Genomic DNA, 15,107 nt, shown 5'->3' with positions numbered 1-15,107 from the left:
TTATGGTATAAATAGTACACATCTTCCTAATCCCTTGAAATCAGTGGGTTTCTAGCATGTCAACCAAAAGTGAATACGAGATTGAATACGACTTTACTTTTAGCTGGAGCGGATGAAATCTATGAGCTGCTCAACGACTTCAAAACGTTGATTATCATTGATGTGGGTATACATATCAAGAGTGGTTTGAACATTGTTATGACCTAATCTGTCTGAAATGATTTTGGCTGTAACACCTGCTTCAAAGAGGAGAGAAGCGTGTGTGTGCCTGAAACCGTGAGGAGTGATTTTTTTGACATCTTTATGTTCACAAAAGAATCTTCTAAGTCTCTCTTTCACAGCTGAAGGAGAAATCCATCCTCCGAAACTATTCGTAAAAATATAATTTGAATCATGTTTGTAAGGCACACTAGCCCGAAAATATTCTTTTATCTGCTGACGCTTCCAGAATTTCAATACATTCAGAGTTTCATCATCTAAGGTGATCACTCTCTTACTCTTTTTGGTTTTAGGGTCCTGAACAGTTTGTTTTTTATTAACAACGACAGCCGTACGAGAAATATCCAATCGTTTATTTTCAAAATCAACATCTGACCAGATGAGTCCGATAGCTTCTCCAGTCCTCAAACCAGTAAAAGCTAGTAAGTGATAAAAGGTATACTCTACAGGCTTACAATCTACTTTGCAAATTTTAAGAAACTCCGTTAGTTCCTGTTTTGTATAGTAGTTTTCTTTAGTCTTCAATGGCCTATTTTTAGGCTTGATAATCTTGTCTAAGGGATTTGACTTAATGATGTCAATAGAAGTGGCATACTTGAAAATACGGCTAATGACAGAGTAGTAATTGGCATAGAGGATATAGCGATTTCTTAACTGGATAGCAACCTTTTGACAATAAGCTACACTGATCTGCTGGATTTTCATATCTGTAAAATACAAGTCAATCATAACATCAAGTTTTTTCTTAACGTTCTGATAGGTTGTTGGTTTTACAGTGCTTTTATAGCTATCAAGCCACAAATCAGCAACTTCAGCGAAAGTAGGGTTCTGGAAATCTTCATTGTTTGAAAAACCATTCTCTTCAACGTCTAAGAGAAGGTCACGTTCGGCAGCCTTTGCCTCTTTTATGGTTTTAAAACCACGGCGTGTTGTACGCTTTTCTTTTCCAGTAGCAGGGTCTATGCCCAGGTATGTTTGAAAGAGATATCTAGTCTCTCCTTTTTTTGTAATATATTTTTTTATCATAAAAAAGTCCTTTCTTTTCGATTGCTTGCCCGCATAGTTGAAAAGGTGTAGAACTTATGATAAACTATAGTTGTATTTTTTTATCATCCTTTCCATTGCTTGCTTGATGGAAAGTTAAATCCTCACACTCAAAGTTTGGCGATGGCGAGTGTGGGGATTTTTTTGAGTTGTTTCCAAAATGGAAACAGTTGGCAGCTCGTCAGATAATAAAATAAGGTGTACCTCTTAGAAGTACACCAGACGATTTTATCCTTGACGAACAAGGCTTTTTTACATTCTTAGTGTATTTCTTTTTTTAATTTCTGTCAAACGTCAACTTATTTTAACGACTTATGTTTACTAGAATATGAAAAGAAAAGTAGCCGTATCAAATACGGCTACCATCACGATATGGATCTAAAATCCAAACCTAAACTTTATGGAGCTAAACTCCTGATAGCTGTATTGTAATATAATTTTCAAAAAATATCAATTTTGCACAATAGACTTCTTGGATATGGGGGACTATTGCCGAGTGCGGGGATTTTTTATATCACATTTGATAATAAAAGAGAATTTTCTAAGATATCTTTATGAGATAACAATATTATTTTATCTTTGCTATTTTCGTTAAATACCGCTTGGGTTTCTGCCACTTTATCAAATCTATGGTGTATATCGTCGACTACAGCAATATATTCAACGTTATCTTTATGGTTCTGTAAAATACGTGTATCCATTGCGAGTAATTTAGCCCTGTTGAGATCATTTCCGTTTGAAATAGTCCTTACAAGTCTTTCTTTTTTGATTGTGGGAATTGCGAAGTCAAATTGCACAGTTATCCCCTCTTTACCTGAATAAGACGGCCTTCTTGTAAAAAGAACCTCTCTCTGTACTAAGGTGTTTTCTATTTCGTCATGGAAAACATTTTTAATTGTTGTATCTCGTAAGACTATCATATCATTCACCTGCATAATAGTTTGGAGCAACCGTTGCTTTGCAAGTGGGAATTTTTCGAGGCTGGTTGTGATAAACAACTCTCCATTTTCAGCTCTCGTACCTAAATTGTTTACGATTGTATTTAGTAAGTTATTTTTGTATGTTGAACGATTTGAGAAACTAACGCCGTGACTTTTTAAATTGTTAATGGTCCATCCGTCATCTGTGAGTGTGACCCTACCATCTGATAAAAACTCAGCATATAGGATGATATGATCAAAATCATTATCTAAAAACGGTGTTCTAATTTCTACTATATTTTTCTCTAGATCATTGAACTTATACTCTTTTAATAACCAATCAAAATATATATTTTTTAGTGTATTTGAGTTATTCATCATCAGCCTCCGTCTTGATATGTGTATATTTGATGAATTTAGAAAATACGTCCACAATGTGAGTTAAATTAGGGAAGTCAGAATCTTCAAGCGGGATAGCAACTCTATCCTTTTTATCGTAGTGATTGGAGTATATATGAATGTGATTCCCCTCTACAATTGAGTCATCAGGATTCACATGTCTATTAGATGGATTAATGTCTACCCTAACTAAATGATTATGGGAATTTTTAAATCTAATATGAATGCTGTAGCGCTCAGGATTCATCCTTCCTCTGTATATGTGAAGTATATATTGAATGTCATCATCATCAATAATAGCTTCGTCTATATCTATTTTACCAAATAAAGACGAGATTGTAGTATGGATTTCATTAAAAGAAAGTTCGTTTTTGGGGTACTTCAGTTTGTTAATTAATTCTTGTACCTGCTGATCATTTAAGTCGTTGTAATTCATTTTTTCCTTATTCCCCTCTATACACCCCGACAACTGCATAGATCTTGATGTGAGTATCTTCGGCTGGTGGGAAGTCTAGGGTGATGTCTTCGTACTTGTCATTGAGTGATACGAGGCGTAGTCGTCCGTTTTCGGTGTATATCTTCTTGAAGTAAGAACGGTCTCCGTATGCGATAACTGCCAAATCTCCGTTGTAGGTGGTCAGTCCTTTGTCTACTAAATAGAGAATGTCTCCGTCTTGGTAGTCAGGCTGCATGGAGTCTCCGCTGACCTTAGTCGCAATGTCGTGACGTGGTGGTTGCTCGTCAACCTCTATAGTCTCTCTGTCTGTATCGTCGTACCCAAATCCGTAGTTAAATCCAGAAGCTGCTGCCGTCTCAGATACAACCTCAACTTGGTACAAGCTGATAACTTCCGATACTTCGTTTATCTTCGTTTCTTCTTCGTTTTTCTGCTCTTTCAGAAGCTCCTCAGAAGTCCGTAGCACGATTTTTTTATTATCTGGGGTTAATTGTACCACCTTGTCCGTTATCTGCTGTGTGAGCAAATCTGGGGACGCTGTGGTATTTATATCTTTACCGTGTAGAATATAATCTGTTGTTGTGTTGAAAAGTTTTGCTAATTTCACTAATTTAGCACCAGTTGGCAAATTTTTTCCATTTTCCCATTTCGAGACCGTTGTATCTGATTTATACCCTAAGTAATCAGCTACTTCTGTTTGTTCTAAATTATTTGCTAAACGTAATTCTCTAATTCTATAAGATATTTCTTGTATGTTTCCTATATTGTCAGTTGTTTGGTGCATAAGAAAATCTGGGTATGCTGAAAGAGTAGTAGAGTTTGAAATGAGTTGGTTGTCATCTAATTGAGAAACCAAAATATCAAAATCCATATTCATAGCTGAAGCGATTTTTTGTAATGTCTCTAATGAAGGAGAAATTGGTTTTTTAGTATTTGGATTTTCACCTTTCTCTAGCATGGAAATATATCCCTTGCTTTTCCCTGCTAGTTCAGCGAATTTTTCCATTGATAATTTATGGACGCTTCTATATTCTTTTATAATTGTACCTATTCTCATTTTATACCATTCCTCCTGTTGTTTAATATATTTTACAAAAAAATCAAAAAAAAATCAAATTTTTTGTTTAATCCGCTTGACAATGCTTGTTTAATCTGTTAAACTATAAGTGTAAGGTTGATAAGGGCGACCAAAACCTTGCAAATAATCAGGAGGTAAAGATATGTTAGAACAAGGTGTTATACTAGCTTTAGCAATCAGTTTCTTGCTTGATAAGCATGTTGAAAGACAGCATAAGAAAGCAGAAATAGAAAAACTAAAGCAAGAAATAAAAAAACTAGCTCTCGAAAATAAGAAAGCTAGTAAATAACCCAATCAAGTTAAGCTAGGGGCGAAAGCCCCGGCCGATACTTGTAAATCTATCATATCACAAAAAAATCATTATGACAATACTAAATATCATTTATGCTGGTCTAATCGTTGCTTTCTTGTGGTCTTCTTATCAGGATTACAAGGTTCAAAAGGAATTTAAGAAAGTTTCAATGGAAAAGCAATTATTAGAAGATACTATCTCTTGAATGTATAAGCTGGTTTTTATAGACCAGCTTATACAAAAGATAAAAAGTTTAATAAATTAAACAAAAGGTGTATATAAGGAGGTTAAATTGATTGGTAAGAAAATAAAGCAACTGAGAGAAAAACAAGGCTTATCTCAAGATGAACTTGCTGAAAAATCAGGAGTTTCAAGAATGACAATTACATACTTAGAAACAGGTGCTACTAAAGATGTAAAGTTAGGAACTTTAAATAAAATAGCAGTTGGCTTGGATGTTGATTTGAAAGACTTTATGTAAATAAAAAGTTTAATAAATTAAACTAGTCAAGAAGGTCAAACTTTTTCAAAATCGATAGAATAATTCTATCAAAACTGTTGACAAGTACCAACAGTTTTGAAAAGACCTATTAGTAGAAAGGAAGAAGTCGATGTATGGAGCGAAAATGAGGGAGCTGAGAACGGCTCAAAAGCTGGGCTTGCGTGAGCTTGCCAAGCGAACCTTGATAGACTACACGACCTTGTCACGGATCGAGAACGACCTGAAGGCAGTGACGCTGTCGCAGGCGGTGGTCATCGCCAAGGCGCTAGGGTGTAGGGTAGAAGATATGTTGTAGGAGGAAATAGTATGAACAACGCAGCGCAAAAAGTAACACGGATTGACAGAGATGCTTGGGAGATTGCTACGGAGCTGGCGAACGAGTACGGCGTATCTATTTGTCACATCATCAGCGAGAGTGTCCGCTACTGTGCAGAGAATGCTGAATTTAAGGAGATGGACGTTGTCGTTAAACGGTTGGTAGTCGGCAGTAAGGTGCTGGAGTAGGAGGGGAAGATGGAAGTTTTTCTTTATGTGGTCATTGTATCAGCTATTACTTCATTTTTGGTGACGGTAATGCTATTGCGAGGATATTCGAATAGATTGACCGAAATGCTTGAGAATTTTTTTGACAATGAATTGCAAGCACGAAAAGAGATACAAAAACTTACTTTAGATACAATGGATAGAATTGCTAACAAAAAATAGAACAAAAAAATTCACTAATAGGAGGGGAAGAGATGAATGCAAATGTAAATGTATTTTATGAATTAACTTGTAAAGACTTGAACGAAGCGATTGACGCAAAAAATAAAATCATCGCCAATACACTTGACGATGAAACTGTTGAGATAAAAATTGAATTCTTACGTGATGTTTGAACTGTAAAATCGCTCGGAGATGGTTCTATCGTAGATCGCGTAATAGAGCCATGGTCGATTGTCTGATAGCTGTAGCTGGAGAATCGCTTTTATTGCTCTCGTTTACAGTGTAGAACATTGCAGATGCCAATGTAGCATCAAGTACAAACTTGTCTATATATTTGTGTTTCTTGCTATCGGAGTAAGTAATTGTCAGTGTAATTCGACCTTTATAATCTGGGTCTATTGATGATGTAAATTTTTGTCCTGGGGCAATCATATTTCCGATAAGTGAGTTGAAGCGGTGTACAGAATTCAATGGATCCAATTCGCCATCTATCTGAATATTATCTATATATGCTGGAGTTTGGCCAAAGTTTTTAAAAACAAAGGTACGTTGTTGATTTTTAACTGCATAGACATCTACATAAACATTAATATAAGGCTTTGCCATATCCTCTGTAGCTTTCTTTGTTTGCCAGAGTGAAATGGTATTAAAAACAAAACCGATAACTGCAATTATTACTGTGATATAGAGTGTCCAAATCTGGACATTATCATTGGTGATTTGTGGCATTAGATCACTTCCTTTCTGCTTTTATTATAGCAAAAAGGAGAGAAAAATAGAAAGGAAAGAGATATGGCAAATAAGGGATTTAAAAATAGTTACATCGATAGAAAAAAATTAAGTAGTAGTCTTAAAACACTGATGACTCAGCAAGCTATTGAAAGAGCAGAGCTTGCTGAGTCTCAGCGTAAGGAACTTGAAGAATTTCTCAAGGATCTGCTTTAATTACTTAGAGCCACGTCGCCATTGCTCGTCAAGCATGTCCGCTTGTTGATCGAGTAGTACATTGACAGTATCAATTACTTGAAAAGTGACATCATCTACTTTTTCGTGATTATCAGATAATGTCGCAATGAGTAATTTAATCTTGTCTTGCCCTAAGTCAACCATCACATCGAATGGATTTTGTTCATTATTCATTACATCACCCCCTTTCTGCTTTTATTATAGCAAAAAGGGGAGAAGAATAGGAAGGAAAGAGATATGAGCAACCTATCAAAAAATTTACTACCAAATACCGAATTTAGAAAGGAACTTTATGAACGAAATTTTTAATTTTCACGGGCAGGAAGTCCGTACTTTGACAATTGATGACGAGCCTTGGTTTGTCGGGAAGGATGTAGCGGATATCTTAGGATATGCTAAACCTCTGGACGCAATTTCTCGGCACGTTGATGAAGATGACTCCGTGAAATACGGACTCACCGATAATCTAGGACGAACACAAAATACTATTATCATCAACGAATCTGGTCTCTACTCTCTTATCTTATCCAGCAAGTTGCCTCAAGCTAAGGAGTTCAAGCGCTGGGTGACATCAGAGGTCTTGCCAGCTATTCGTAAGCAGGGCGGATTTATTCTCGAGGATTTGGACGAGGATGCTTTTATCGCTCTCTTCACTGGCCAGAAGAAATTGCGTGAGCAACAGACGACCATGCTGGAGGATATTGACTACCTCAAGAGTGAGCAACCGATTCATCCAAGCTATGCTCAGTCGCTCCTGAAGAAGCGTAAGGCTAGGGTTGTGGCTTGCCTGGGTGGCATTGATAGCCCAGCTTATGCGGATAAGATTTTTGCTCAGTCGGTATTTAGACAAGCTGAGATTGACTTTAAAGACCACTTCAACATTAGTCGCTATGACTTGCTACCCAAGAAGCATGCGGATGCCGCTCTAGCTTACTGGATGACGTGGGAGCCAAGCACCAATACCAAGATGAAAATCATGGAACTGAACGCATTTAGTCAAGCGTAGGGAGGGAAAGAAAATGAGACCAAGACGATATCCGTATAGTGGGAAAAGAAAAAAGCAATCTGATAGACAGATTGCTAAGTTAAAAAGAGATATTGATGTAAATCGTACAAATATATCATCTTTAAAATTCGTTATAGAAACTTTAAGTAACCATCAGAATTATCGATAACTTGATAACCTTGAGCAGTTGCTTCTTCGATAATTTCAGCTTTAGACATTTCAAAATCAGATAACTGAATTACTGCGCTAGGTTTATCAGTAGTCGACTCTGAAAAATAAGATAATAGAATATTATCGAGATTTTCCCAGGTTAGTTTCTTAACAACGTGGTTTGGCTTATGGCTAAGCTTACTCATTTTTTGAACCTCCTTTCTATTGGAATTTTGACTAAAACGGTGAGAGGTCCTAGTCAAGAGTATTATAGCAATTTAGGAGGATATTACATCAGTCTTGAGGCTGATATAGGAGGTTGAATGGAAGATAAAATCATCGAACTTGCTGATTACTTCATCAGTGAATCTACAACGTACAGAGAAGCTAAAATAGCGTGTGAGAAGCTATTTAGACAAGTCAGCCATGAGATAGAACTCAGAGCGCTGGAAAGTAAAACAGTTTGACAACAACGCAAAAAAGCACCTGACGGCAATCAGGCGCATACTAAAACAATTTAAACCATTATATCACAAAAATGCTTGCCCGCATAGTTGAGAGGATGTAGAAAATGGAAGGTATAACGTTACAATTACGATTAGACGGCGAAAGTGCTGAATTGTTCACAAATCAATTATTGGCTTTTGCTGAAAAGCAGGTCAAGGAGCAGTTAGAGAATGATCGCATGCCAATCAATCAACAGGCTTTGATGGAGAAGTTTGGCTTCACTCATAGCTATATTAAGAAGTTAGAACGTAAAGGATTGAGATTTCGTAAGCAAGGGAAATATATTATGTACGATATTAATGATGTTTATGAGATTTTGGAATTAGAGAAAGAAGTACGAAAATTAAGAGCATAAGGAGAGAGAAGATGAATAATAAAAAAGCATACAAACATAAGATGAAAAAAGAGAATAGACCAGGTTTGCGAAATTTCTTTGAAAGATATGAGCACGAAGATGAAAATCTTAAAAAAATTGTACAAGATTTATCCAACGAGAAATTTAATCCACTTGACAAACCAAATGATTACAACGGTTCATTTGGTCATGATTTTATGTCGATAATGTGGGCAACTTTGCTTATTGATATTTTAAAAAATCTTAGAAAAGAAGTTTCGTCTTCTGCCAGTGATTTAGATTTAAAACTTGGATTTACTAAAGGATATCCGATGGCTAGTATTGTAAATACTCAGACAAAACCAACCAAAAAGAATGTAAAAATACTTAGCAAAATATTTGATAGAATGCATATTCTGTTTCCTGAAGAAACAAAACGAGCAAGAGAAAGAGAAAGCTTAGATAAATACATTGATGTGAATGAAATTTTACAGAGAACATTGTTACTTCATGGATTTAATGAATCCGCTAACGCTCTCAAAAATTATGAGAACGAAATCGATTCAGAACTAGAATCCGTTGAACAAACAGAGACTGATAATAGAATTATGTCTAACATCTACGAACTAGTTATAAGTGATACCATTATTCAGTTTAACGAAGATGACACAGTGCTTAGTGTATTGAAGAAAATAAAAGAACAGACAAATTTGAAGTTTGAAGTTTTTGAAACACTGAAAGAAAAAGTTATTTAGGAGATTAAAAATGTTTGAACCACCGATTTTAGACCAGTTGATGGGAGTTGGAGCCTTGCTGATTGGATTTGCAGGAGCTTGCCGTCATATCAAATTGCAAGAACAACGAGAGGAAGAAGAGAGACGAGAAGAGCAAGAATTTGCGTCTATGATTATCCAAGGATACGAACGTGGTAGAGAGGACAAATGGCAAGAAATTCGCAAGAATATCCGTAGAGAGTTCAAAGGATTCACATATGACAACGAACCGCCTGTAGGCTTGCGCCCTGAGCCGTTAGCTTTGCCAGAACCTAAACAGTCTGCAATCAGACTTTTGTAATGATGAGGTCAGGAAATGGAAGAATTGATTGAATCGCTGGATAACCTGATTATGATTGTTAAAGAACTGGAAGGAAGGGAATCAACTTCAAGACATTTTATTACGACATGGGAAAACGATTATAAAAATCTATTACTAGTCAAAGAATACCTAACAGACTATAAAAAACTAGCTAAGGACTATCGTGATGTGGAGCTTAAAAATAAGCTGCTAAAGATTGAAAAAATGGAGCTGGAAGGCAGGTACATCTATGAGGATATGCGAATGAAGTATCGCGCTAACCGTAGGAAGTGGGGTGCTAGGTATGTCTGAAATTAAGTGGATAAAAATCACAACCGATATTTTTGACGATGAAAAGATTTGCCTGATTGATGCCTTGCCTGATCCTGATGCCATCTTAGTGATATGGTTCAAGATTTTGACACTTGCTGGAAAACATAACAGTAATGGTTTGTTGATGATGACTGATAAGGTTCACTATACAGATGAAATGTTAGCTACTATTTTTCGTAGACCATTGAATACAGTAAGAATGGCTATTGGAGTTTTTGAACAGTTTGGGATGATTGAGATTATCGATGGTATTATTAGCTTGCCAAATTGGGAAAAACATCAAAACGTTGACGGAATGGAGAAAATAAAGGAACAGACACGCAACCGTGTAGCCAAATACCGTAAAAAACAGAAAAATCTTGCTCTTGGTAACGTTACAGGTAACGTTACAGTAACGGACGGTAACGCACTAGAAGAAGATAAAGATAAGAATAAGAATAGATTAGATAAAGATAAGAATAAGAAAAGAATAACTACTACTAATAGTAGTGGTGGTCAAGAAAATATCTTAGAACTTTTTCAATCTGAATTTCGTAGGCTCTTATCTGGATTTGAGATTGAAGAAATTAACCATCTCCTAAATGAGAATGATGTGGATTTGGTGAAAGAAGCACTGAAGACTGCTATTAACTCAGGAAAGCCTAACATCAAATATATAGGTGGGATTTTAAGAAATTGGCAGATGAACAATGTTACCACTGTTGAGCAGGTTCGTCAATCAGAGAAAAAGAATAAGGATAAGAAAGAAGAACAGGAGGCCAAGGACGAATGGGGATACTAGAACTAATTGAACAATTCGAGATTGACTATTATCCGTTAAGCTACGAGAAGAAAACTCTTTTAGCAGACCAACCAATTCATCAAGTGGTTGCATGCTTGTCTGAAATGGCTAGCTGGCATGAATGTGGAGGTCGTCTGTCATGGTAGACAATGTGTTTGAGGAGATTGCCTTATCTTATCACAGGAATACAGAACAACAAGATGAGTTTTGCGAAAAGCATAACATCCCCTTGATAAAGATATTGCGGACTGAGAGTGTTGTATGCCGCATGTGTGAATCTGAGCGGATCCATGAGGAGAATCAAGCAAGAGTGAATGAACTGGCCGACGCTGAGAATGAGCGAGAGAGGAAATACTATCTTGAGAAGTTTTCTCTTTATGATGAGGTTTTGAAAAATGCGACTTTGGACAACTTTGAGACACCCACTGAAAAAGAAGCGGAAAAGCTAGCTTTTGCAAAGAGGATTTGTCGTGAGTGGTCTGAGGGGGCTAGGAACAACATCGTGTTACAAGGAGAAGCTGGAACTGGTAAGAGCCATTTGGCCTTTGCGATGGTTAAGGCTCTATCTGAGTACACGAAAGAGATTGCGATTTTTATCAATGTGACGGACTTGTTGATGAAGATTAAAGCTGATTTTAGTCAGGAAGAGTTTCTGGTCAATAAAATTGCCAGTGCTAAGTTCTTGGTTTTGGATGATTTGGGCATGGAAAAGGATAGTGAGTGGTCGTTTACTATCCTCTACAATATCCTGAATAAGCGTTCAAATACAATCATTACCACCAATTTGACTTCTGCTGATATTCAGAAAAGATATGGCAGACCCTTTATGTCCAGACTGATGAAGGGTGTGGATAAAGACCATTTGATGGTTTTCAATGACTTGACAAACAAGCGGAAGCACTATTTTTAGAATGGAGGTGGCTGATGTTTATTTTAAGACATGGAACAAGAGAGGATAAGCCGTTTCTGAGGTCCGCAGTTATTGGTGTGACTGGCTTGGACATTTCATGTTCAGAGGAGAAGAAAGCCATGCGGTTTGTTTCTCGGGCGGCAGCCTTACAGGTTGGTAAAGCATTGAGGAGTTCCTTTGGGAACTTTTACCCCGTTGAGGTGGAGTGATGTTAAATCTTTACTTCGTCTACAACGGGCACTGCAAGTTTTACCTTGGGACGTTTGACAATGTCGATGATCTCATTGAGCAAATGGAAGATCATCAGTGGGCTTTCTCGGCTATCACTCAGCCAAGGTTTCAGAAGCACATTGGTCAGCGGACGACACGGTTTGACTATGGTGCGAAGGATTGTTACTATTTAGCAACTTTTTTCAGGAGGATAAGAAAATGATTGAACTTATTAAAGAATTTGGCATGGCTATTCTATGGCTATTTCTCGGCTACTTAATCGGAGAACGTGCAGCAAGAAAGGACAAGAAAGATGATCAATAATGTTACGTTAGTGGGGCGCTTGACGAAAGACCCTGAATTAAAACATACACCGTCGAATGTGGCGGTTGCTACCTTTACTCTGGCGGTCAATCGGAATTTCAAGGGAGCCAACGGCGAGCGAGAGGCAGACTTTATCAACTGTATGATGTGGCGCAAGCAGGCGGAGCTATTCGCAGAATGGTGCAAGAAGGGTAATCTGGTCGGTGTGACGGGTCGCATCCAGACAAGGAACTACGAGAATCAGGAGGGGCGCAGGGTCTATCTGACTGAGGTGGTCGCAGATGGTTTTGAGCGACTTGAAAAGCGTGATGATACTGCTAACCGTTCGAATATTGAGGAACAAATGCCAGGATACGCCCTTGAGGAAGATGATTTTCCGTTTTAGTGGGAGGTAAGAAATATGGTTGGAGTAACCTATCAGGAAATTCATCTCTTTGTTGAGTTTTTGAAAAAGCAGTATGGGCAAGGGCGTCCAGACTATATTGAAGCCCTGAACGACTTAGACGGTATGGCGGAAGTCTCCTATAGAGAAGCTATTGAAAGATTTTTAGACGATGAATTACGATAAACAGGTAGTAATCGAAGGACTGAAACGTACAATTGAGCAAAATGAAGAGAAGATAATCGAGTATTCGAAACCGTGCGATGCACGCAAGAGACGGATTAGAGCGCTGGAGCGCGATTTGTTGAAGAAAAAGAATAAAGAATTGAGGAAAAAAGTGGAGGAGTTGGAAGATGAAATATAAAGTGACAGAATACCATTCAGATTTTCAAGAAGAACAGACTGGCACTTGCGAATTGTGTTTTGGTACAGCGTGGGTTGAAAATGGTTCAATAACGGTTGAAGATGAAAATGGAACTGAAACAGAAATTTATTTAACTGTTTGGGATTGGGGCGATTACGACACAATCTACATTGATAATGTGGTTAATTTCTCAGCTTGGTTGCAAGAAAGGGAAGTTGACCAAATCGTTGAAGAAACCGAACGTTGGTCGTGGTTGCATGAATTGGTAGAAAAATATAATGAGGAGTTGGAAGATGATGGAAGATTTAAAGCAAAAAGTTAATGCAGTATACAACTGGACGGTAGAAGACGGGAAGGCCAAACCTCCCAAGCAAGATTTACCACAAGCAGTGAAAGACCGGGCGGACTATTTTTGGGAAATGGCAGAAGATGGTATGACATTTATGGGAGCGATGGAATGCATCTTCGCTGATGAAAAGCCTACAGACTATGATTTGGGAGCTACTAAGGATTGGTTGCCAAAATCTAAGGAGTTTGATGATTGGGTTGGCTATTCGCCAAGCATGGCTCAGGTAGTTATTGCAGTTTATTTGATTTACGGAGGAAACTAAGATGAATATTAAGGCATTGATTAAGAAGTACGAAGCGGTTGAATGTGTTGTAGGTATTGTTAGCGGAAAAACTATTCTAAAAACCGTTCTAAGAGACTTGAAACAACTAGACGAACCCAAACCGGTCAAAGTTCCGGAGTTTGTGGCGGAAAAAATTGAGTATTTCAAAAAAACTGGTGACTGGGATTTGTTTCAAGCGATGGATTATTTATTTGGAAAAAAAGAAATCAGGGAATGGCTTGAGGATAAAAACAACCAAGAAACATTCGCTCGTGCATGGCTTGATGGCTGCGAGGTCGAGGAAGAGAAGCGGTATATTGTTAGTCTGAATAATGGGCAACCTTTGACTAAAACGCAATCAGGGAAGGTTCTTTATTTTAACCAAAATATAATTACTGGAAATTATAAATTCACCCGCAAAGAACTTGAAGAAGCTGGATTCGGCTGGGTGTTCGATTGTCCAGGGATTGAGATTGAGGAGGTGGAGTATGATACAAACGCTTGAAGAAGGAATGAAGGATCAAAGTAAACGCATAAAAATCCCAGAAAAAATCAGACCGTTTGATGTTGGTTATCGAATAGTAAATAAACACGGTCAAGCGCTTGCCCTAAAAAACGGAGCAAGTATATTCGCTTTACCATCACTAGCTGAAAAAGCCATTAAGAAAAAGTTTAGTAAAGATGACCCAGACTTTGACATTGAAAAACATTTCGTTGAAGAGGTCGCTATTGTCAATTTAAGTAAATTTCATAGTTATTTTGAGGAGGTGGAATAATGGGAGATATACGAATACTAGACGCTTGTTGTGGCAGTCGTATGTTTTGGTTTGATAAAAATGAGAGTCATACAACTTTCATGGACATCAGACAAGAAAAATTTGAAATACATGGGAAAAAGGTAAACGTAAACCCTGACGTTGTCGGAGATTTTCGTGATATGCCATTCGATGATGAAACATTTAATCTAGTAGTATTCGATCCGCCACATTTGAAATGGGCAGGTCAAAACTCAATTATGCGATCACAATATGGCGAGCTGGATAAAGTTACCTGGCCGGAAGATTTAGCCAAGGGTTTTGAAGAATGCATGAGAGTTCTAAAAGTTGGAGGTACTCTAGTTTTTAAATGGTCTGATTGTCAAATCAACGTTAAAGAGGTTCTTAAATCTGTACCTTTTAAACCATTGTTTGGACAACAAAGAGGTACTACGCATTGGATGACGTTTATGAAATTTGAGGAGGTCACAGATTGAAACGATTCATAGCTATCTGGATTCTGGTATCTGCTGGACTAAACATCTGGCAGATGGACAGGATTGCAGAACTAGAAAAGAAAAAGCCGATGGTTATCTACAAGGCGGATAACGCAGGCGCTGAGATTTTCGGTAAAGTCGTCGAGAAAGGACGACACGGCAAATTATACACGCTTACGATTCGTGACTACGGGGTGTTTGTGGTTACGAAGGACGTGTATGAGAAAGTGAAAGTTGGGGATGAGGTGATGTTATGATACCAAAATTTAGAGCGTGGGATAGACTGC

At 37.6% G+C, this 15,107-nt stretch carries 35 protein-coding genes and 1 pseudogene; 28 read left to right on the top strand and 8 right to left on the bottom strand.

What is annotated here, in order from left to right:
• Positions 1-99: 99 nt before the first annotated feature.
• The 5 genes and pseudogenes from HT671_RS03000 to HT671_RS11870 all read right to left on the bottom strand — a co-directional run.
• Positions 100-1,245: a site-specific integrase gene (locus HT671_RS03000; RefSeq protein ID WP_138707665.1), complete on the bottom strand. Its 1,146-nt coding sequence runs from the start codon at positions 1,243-1,245 to the stop codon at positions 100-102.
• A 527-nt stretch (positions 1,246-1,772) separates the two neighbouring features.
• Positions 1,773-2,561 carry a DUF1828 domain-containing protein gene (locus tag HT671_RS02995; protein WP_023937089.1) on the bottom strand — a complete coding sequence of 263 codons (789 nt, stop codon included), beginning with the start codon at positions 2,559-2,561 and terminating at the stop codon, positions 1,773-1,775.
• The gene (locus tag HT671_RS02990) at positions 2,554-3,018 is read right to left on the bottom strand and encodes a hypothetical protein (RefSeq protein WP_166732196.1); all 465 of its coding nucleotides are present in this window, start codon (positions 3,016-3,018) and stop codon (positions 2,554-2,556) included. Before HT671_RS02990 ends, HT671_RS02995 begins: the two co-directional genes overlap by 8 nt.
• A gap of 7 nt (positions 3,019-3,025) precedes the next feature.
• Positions 3,026-3,802: a S24 family peptidase gene (locus tag HT671_RS02985; protein ID WP_345890066.1), complete on the bottom strand. Its 777-nt coding sequence runs from the start codon at positions 3,800-3,802 to the stop codon at positions 3,026-3,028.
• A 102-nt stretch (positions 3,803-3,904) separates the two neighbouring features.
• Positions 3,905-4,096, bottom strand: a pseudogene (locus HT671_RS11870) (helix-turn-helix transcriptional regulator); the annotation flags it as partial.
• A 163-nt stretch (positions 4,097-4,259) separates the two neighbouring features.
• On the opposite strand from HT671_RS11870, the gene HT671_RS02980 reads away from it, so the two are divergent.
• From HT671_RS02980 to HT671_RS02955, 7 genes are all read left to right on the top strand, one after another.
• Entirely contained in the window at positions 4,260-4,406 is a 147-nt protein-coding gene (locus HT671_RS02980) for a hypothetical protein (RefSeq protein ID WP_007285158.1), read from the top strand.
• A 73-nt stretch (positions 4,407-4,479) separates the two neighbouring features.
• On the top strand, positions 4,480-4,614 hold the full coding sequence (locus HT671_RS11865) for a hypothetical protein (RefSeq protein ID WP_007285160.1): 135 nt from the start codon (positions 4,480-4,482) through the stop codon (positions 4,612-4,614).
• An 87-nt stretch (positions 4,615-4,701) separates the two neighbouring features.
• Positions 4,702-4,890: a helix-turn-helix transcriptional regulator gene (locus HT671_RS02975; protein ID WP_000579580.1), complete on the top strand. Its 189-nt coding sequence runs from the start codon at positions 4,702-4,704 to the stop codon at positions 4,888-4,890.
• Positions 4,891-5,020: 130 nt separating this feature from the next.
• Complete coding sequence (locus HT671_RS02970; protein WP_000274132.1) at positions 5,021-5,206, top strand: helix-turn-helix transcriptional regulator; 186 nt, start codon at positions 5,021-5,023, stop codon at positions 5,204-5,206.
• Between the two features lie 11 nt (positions 5,207-5,217).
• Positions 5,218-5,415 (top strand): hypothetical protein, encoded by a 198-nt coding sequence (locus HT671_RS02965; protein WP_001057655.1) that lies wholly within the window; start codon positions 5,218-5,220, stop codon positions 5,413-5,415.
• Positions 5,416-5,424: 9 nt separating this feature from the next.
• Positions 5,425-5,616 (top strand): hypothetical protein, encoded by a 192-nt coding sequence (locus tag HT671_RS02960; protein ID WP_000451679.1) that lies wholly within the window; start codon positions 5,425-5,427, stop codon positions 5,614-5,616.
• Between the two features lie 32 nt (positions 5,617-5,648).
• A complete protein-coding gene (locus tag HT671_RS02955; RefSeq protein ID WP_000993373.1) occupies positions 5,649-5,789 on the top strand; it encodes a hypothetical protein in 141 nt (46 codons plus the stop codon).
• Positions 5,790-5,814: 25 nt separating this feature from the next.
• On the opposite strand, the gene HT671_RS02950 is transcribed toward HT671_RS02955, so the two are convergent.
• Positions 5,815-6,345: a hypothetical protein gene (locus tag HT671_RS02950; protein WP_001135683.1), complete on the bottom strand. Its 531-nt coding sequence runs from the start codon at positions 6,343-6,345 to the stop codon at positions 5,815-5,817.
• A gap of 63 nt (positions 6,346-6,408) precedes the next feature.
• Here HT671_RS02950 and HT671_RS02945 point away from each other — a divergent pair, with 63 nt between their 5' ends.
• Positions 6,409-6,561 carry a hypothetical protein gene (locus tag HT671_RS02945; RefSeq protein WP_001284486.1) on the top strand — a complete coding sequence of 51 codons (153 nt, stop codon included), beginning with the start codon at positions 6,409-6,411 and terminating at the stop codon, positions 6,559-6,561.
• On the opposite strand, the gene HT671_RS02940 is transcribed toward HT671_RS02945, so the two are convergent.
• A complete protein-coding gene (locus HT671_RS02940; RefSeq protein WP_001058504.1) occupies positions 6,562-6,756 on the bottom strand; it encodes a hypothetical protein in 195 nt (64 codons plus the stop codon). It lies immediately after the preceding gene.
• Positions 6,757-6,874: 118 nt separating this feature from the next.
• On the opposite strand from HT671_RS02940, the gene HT671_RS02935 reads away from it, so the two are divergent.
• Positions 6,875-7,588: an ORF6C domain-containing protein gene (locus tag HT671_RS02935; protein WP_172923032.1), complete on the top strand. Its 714-nt coding sequence runs from the start codon at positions 6,875-6,877 to the stop codon at positions 7,586-7,588.
• Positions 7,589-7,719: 131 nt separating this feature from the next.
• Here HT671_RS02935 and HT671_RS02930 read toward each other — a convergent pair whose 3' ends face one another.
• A complete protein-coding gene (locus HT671_RS02930) occupies positions 7,720-7,944 on the bottom strand; it encodes a hypothetical protein (protein WP_000040990.1) in 225 nt (74 codons plus the stop codon).
• A gap of 117 nt (positions 7,945-8,061) precedes the next feature.
• On the opposite strand from HT671_RS02930, the gene HT671_RS02925 reads away from it, so the two are divergent.
• From HT671_RS02925 to HT671_RS02840, 19 genes are all read left to right on the top strand, one after another.
• Positions 8,062-8,205: a hypothetical protein gene (locus tag HT671_RS02925; protein ID WP_000389586.1), complete on the top strand. Its 144-nt coding sequence runs from the start codon at positions 8,062-8,064 to the stop codon at positions 8,203-8,205.
• Positions 8,206-8,309: 104 nt separating this feature from the next.
• A complete protein-coding gene (locus tag HT671_RS02920) occupies positions 8,310-8,600 on the top strand; it encodes a hypothetical protein (RefSeq protein WP_000398533.1) in 291 nt (96 codons plus the stop codon).
• An 11-nt stretch (positions 8,601-8,611) separates the two neighbouring features.
• Positions 8,612-9,334, top strand: a complete 723-nt coding sequence (locus HT671_RS02915; RefSeq protein WP_172923031.1) for a hypothetical protein — start codon at positions 8,612-8,614, stop codon at positions 9,332-9,334.
• A 10-nt stretch (positions 9,335-9,344) separates the two neighbouring features.
• The gene (locus HT671_RS02910; protein WP_166736996.1) at positions 9,345-9,653 is read left to right on the top strand and encodes a hypothetical protein; all 309 of its coding nucleotides are present in this window, start codon (positions 9,345-9,347) and stop codon (positions 9,651-9,653) included.
• A gap of 15 nt (positions 9,654-9,668) precedes the next feature.
• Positions 9,669-9,965, top strand: coding sequence for a hypothetical protein (locus HT671_RS02905; RefSeq protein WP_000391808.1), 297 nt, complete (start codon positions 9,669-9,671; stop codon positions 9,963-9,965).
• A complete protein-coding gene (locus HT671_RS02900; RefSeq protein ID WP_166730730.1) occupies positions 9,958-10,767 on the top strand; it encodes a phage replisome organizer N-terminal domain-containing protein in 810 nt (269 codons plus the stop codon). Before HT671_RS02905 ends, HT671_RS02900 begins: the two co-directional genes overlap by 8 nt.
• On the top strand, positions 10,755-10,913 hold the full coding sequence (locus tag HT671_RS02895) for a hypothetical protein (RefSeq protein WP_000511763.1): 159 nt from the start codon (positions 10,755-10,757) through the stop codon (positions 10,911-10,913). The genes HT671_RS02900 and HT671_RS02895 overlap by 13 nt, the downstream gene beginning before the upstream one ends.
• Positions 10,907-11,677 carry an ATP-binding protein gene (locus HT671_RS02890; RefSeq protein WP_000228207.1) on the top strand — a complete coding sequence of 257 codons (771 nt, stop codon included), beginning with the start codon at positions 10,907-10,909 and terminating at the stop codon, positions 11,675-11,677. The genes HT671_RS02895 and HT671_RS02890 overlap by 7 nt, the downstream gene beginning before the upstream one ends.
• A gap of 14 nt (positions 11,678-11,691) precedes the next feature.
• Complete coding sequence (locus HT671_RS02885; protein ID WP_054388383.1) at positions 11,692-11,886, top strand: hypothetical protein; 195 nt, start codon at positions 11,692-11,694, stop codon at positions 11,884-11,886.
• Positions 11,886-12,110, top strand: coding sequence for a hypothetical protein (locus tag HT671_RS11545; protein ID WP_055356729.1), 225 nt, complete (start codon positions 11,886-11,888; stop codon positions 12,108-12,110). Before HT671_RS02885 ends, HT671_RS11545 begins: the two co-directional genes overlap by 1 nt.
• Positions 12,111-12,200: 90 nt before the next feature.
• Entirely contained in the window at positions 12,201-12,596 is a 396-nt protein-coding gene (gene ssb / locus HT671_RS02880) for a single-stranded DNA-binding protein (protein WP_000609556.1), read from the top strand.
• A 15-nt stretch (positions 12,597-12,611) separates the two neighbouring features.
• A complete protein-coding gene (locus tag HT671_RS02875) occupies positions 12,612-12,779 on the top strand; it encodes a hypothetical protein (RefSeq protein ID WP_000233205.1) in 168 nt (55 codons plus the stop codon).
• Positions 12,766-12,957: a hypothetical protein gene (locus HT671_RS02870; protein WP_001105094.1), complete on the top strand. Its 192-nt coding sequence runs from the start codon at positions 12,766-12,768 to the stop codon at positions 12,955-12,957. Before HT671_RS02875 ends, HT671_RS02870 begins: the two co-directional genes overlap by 14 nt.
• Positions 12,947-13,279, top strand: a complete 333-nt coding sequence (locus HT671_RS02865) for a hypothetical protein (protein WP_138703409.1) — start codon at positions 12,947-12,949, stop codon at positions 13,277-13,279. Before HT671_RS02870 ends, HT671_RS02865 begins: the two co-directional genes overlap by 11 nt.
• Positions 13,251-13,568, top strand: coding sequence for a hypothetical protein (locus HT671_RS02860; RefSeq protein ID WP_171043116.1), 318 nt, complete (start codon positions 13,251-13,253; stop codon positions 13,566-13,568). Before HT671_RS02865 ends, HT671_RS02860 begins: the two co-directional genes overlap by 29 nt.
• Position 13,569: 1 nt before the next feature.
• Positions 13,570-14,073 (top strand): DUF1642 domain-containing protein, encoded by a 504-nt coding sequence (locus HT671_RS02855; protein ID WP_138703408.1) that lies wholly within the window; start codon positions 13,570-13,572, stop codon positions 14,071-14,073.
• Complete coding sequence (locus tag HT671_RS02850; RefSeq protein WP_050261586.1) at positions 14,057-14,344, top strand: hypothetical protein; 288 nt, start codon at positions 14,057-14,059, stop codon at positions 14,342-14,344. Before HT671_RS02855 ends, HT671_RS02850 begins: the two co-directional genes overlap by 17 nt.
• Positions 14,344-14,820: a class I SAM-dependent methyltransferase gene (locus tag HT671_RS02845; protein ID WP_000502463.1), complete on the top strand. Its 477-nt coding sequence runs from the start codon at positions 14,344-14,346 to the stop codon at positions 14,818-14,820. Before HT671_RS02850 ends, HT671_RS02845 begins: the two co-directional genes overlap by 1 nt.
• On the top strand, positions 14,817-15,077 hold the full coding sequence (locus HT671_RS02840; protein WP_000819332.1) for a DUF1372 family protein: 261 nt from the start codon (positions 14,817-14,819) through the stop codon (positions 15,075-15,077). Before HT671_RS02845 ends, HT671_RS02840 begins: the two co-directional genes overlap by 4 nt.
• Positions 15,078-15,107: the final 30 nt, after the last annotated feature.

Source organism: Streptococcus sp. 2741 (assembly GCF_013276315.1).
Lineage (GTDB): Bacteria > Bacillota > Bacilli > Lactobacillales > Streptococcaceae > Streptococcus > Streptococcus pseudopneumoniae.
Note: the sequence above shows the minus strand (reverse complement) of the source record. Positions and strands in the feature narration are given on the sequence as shown.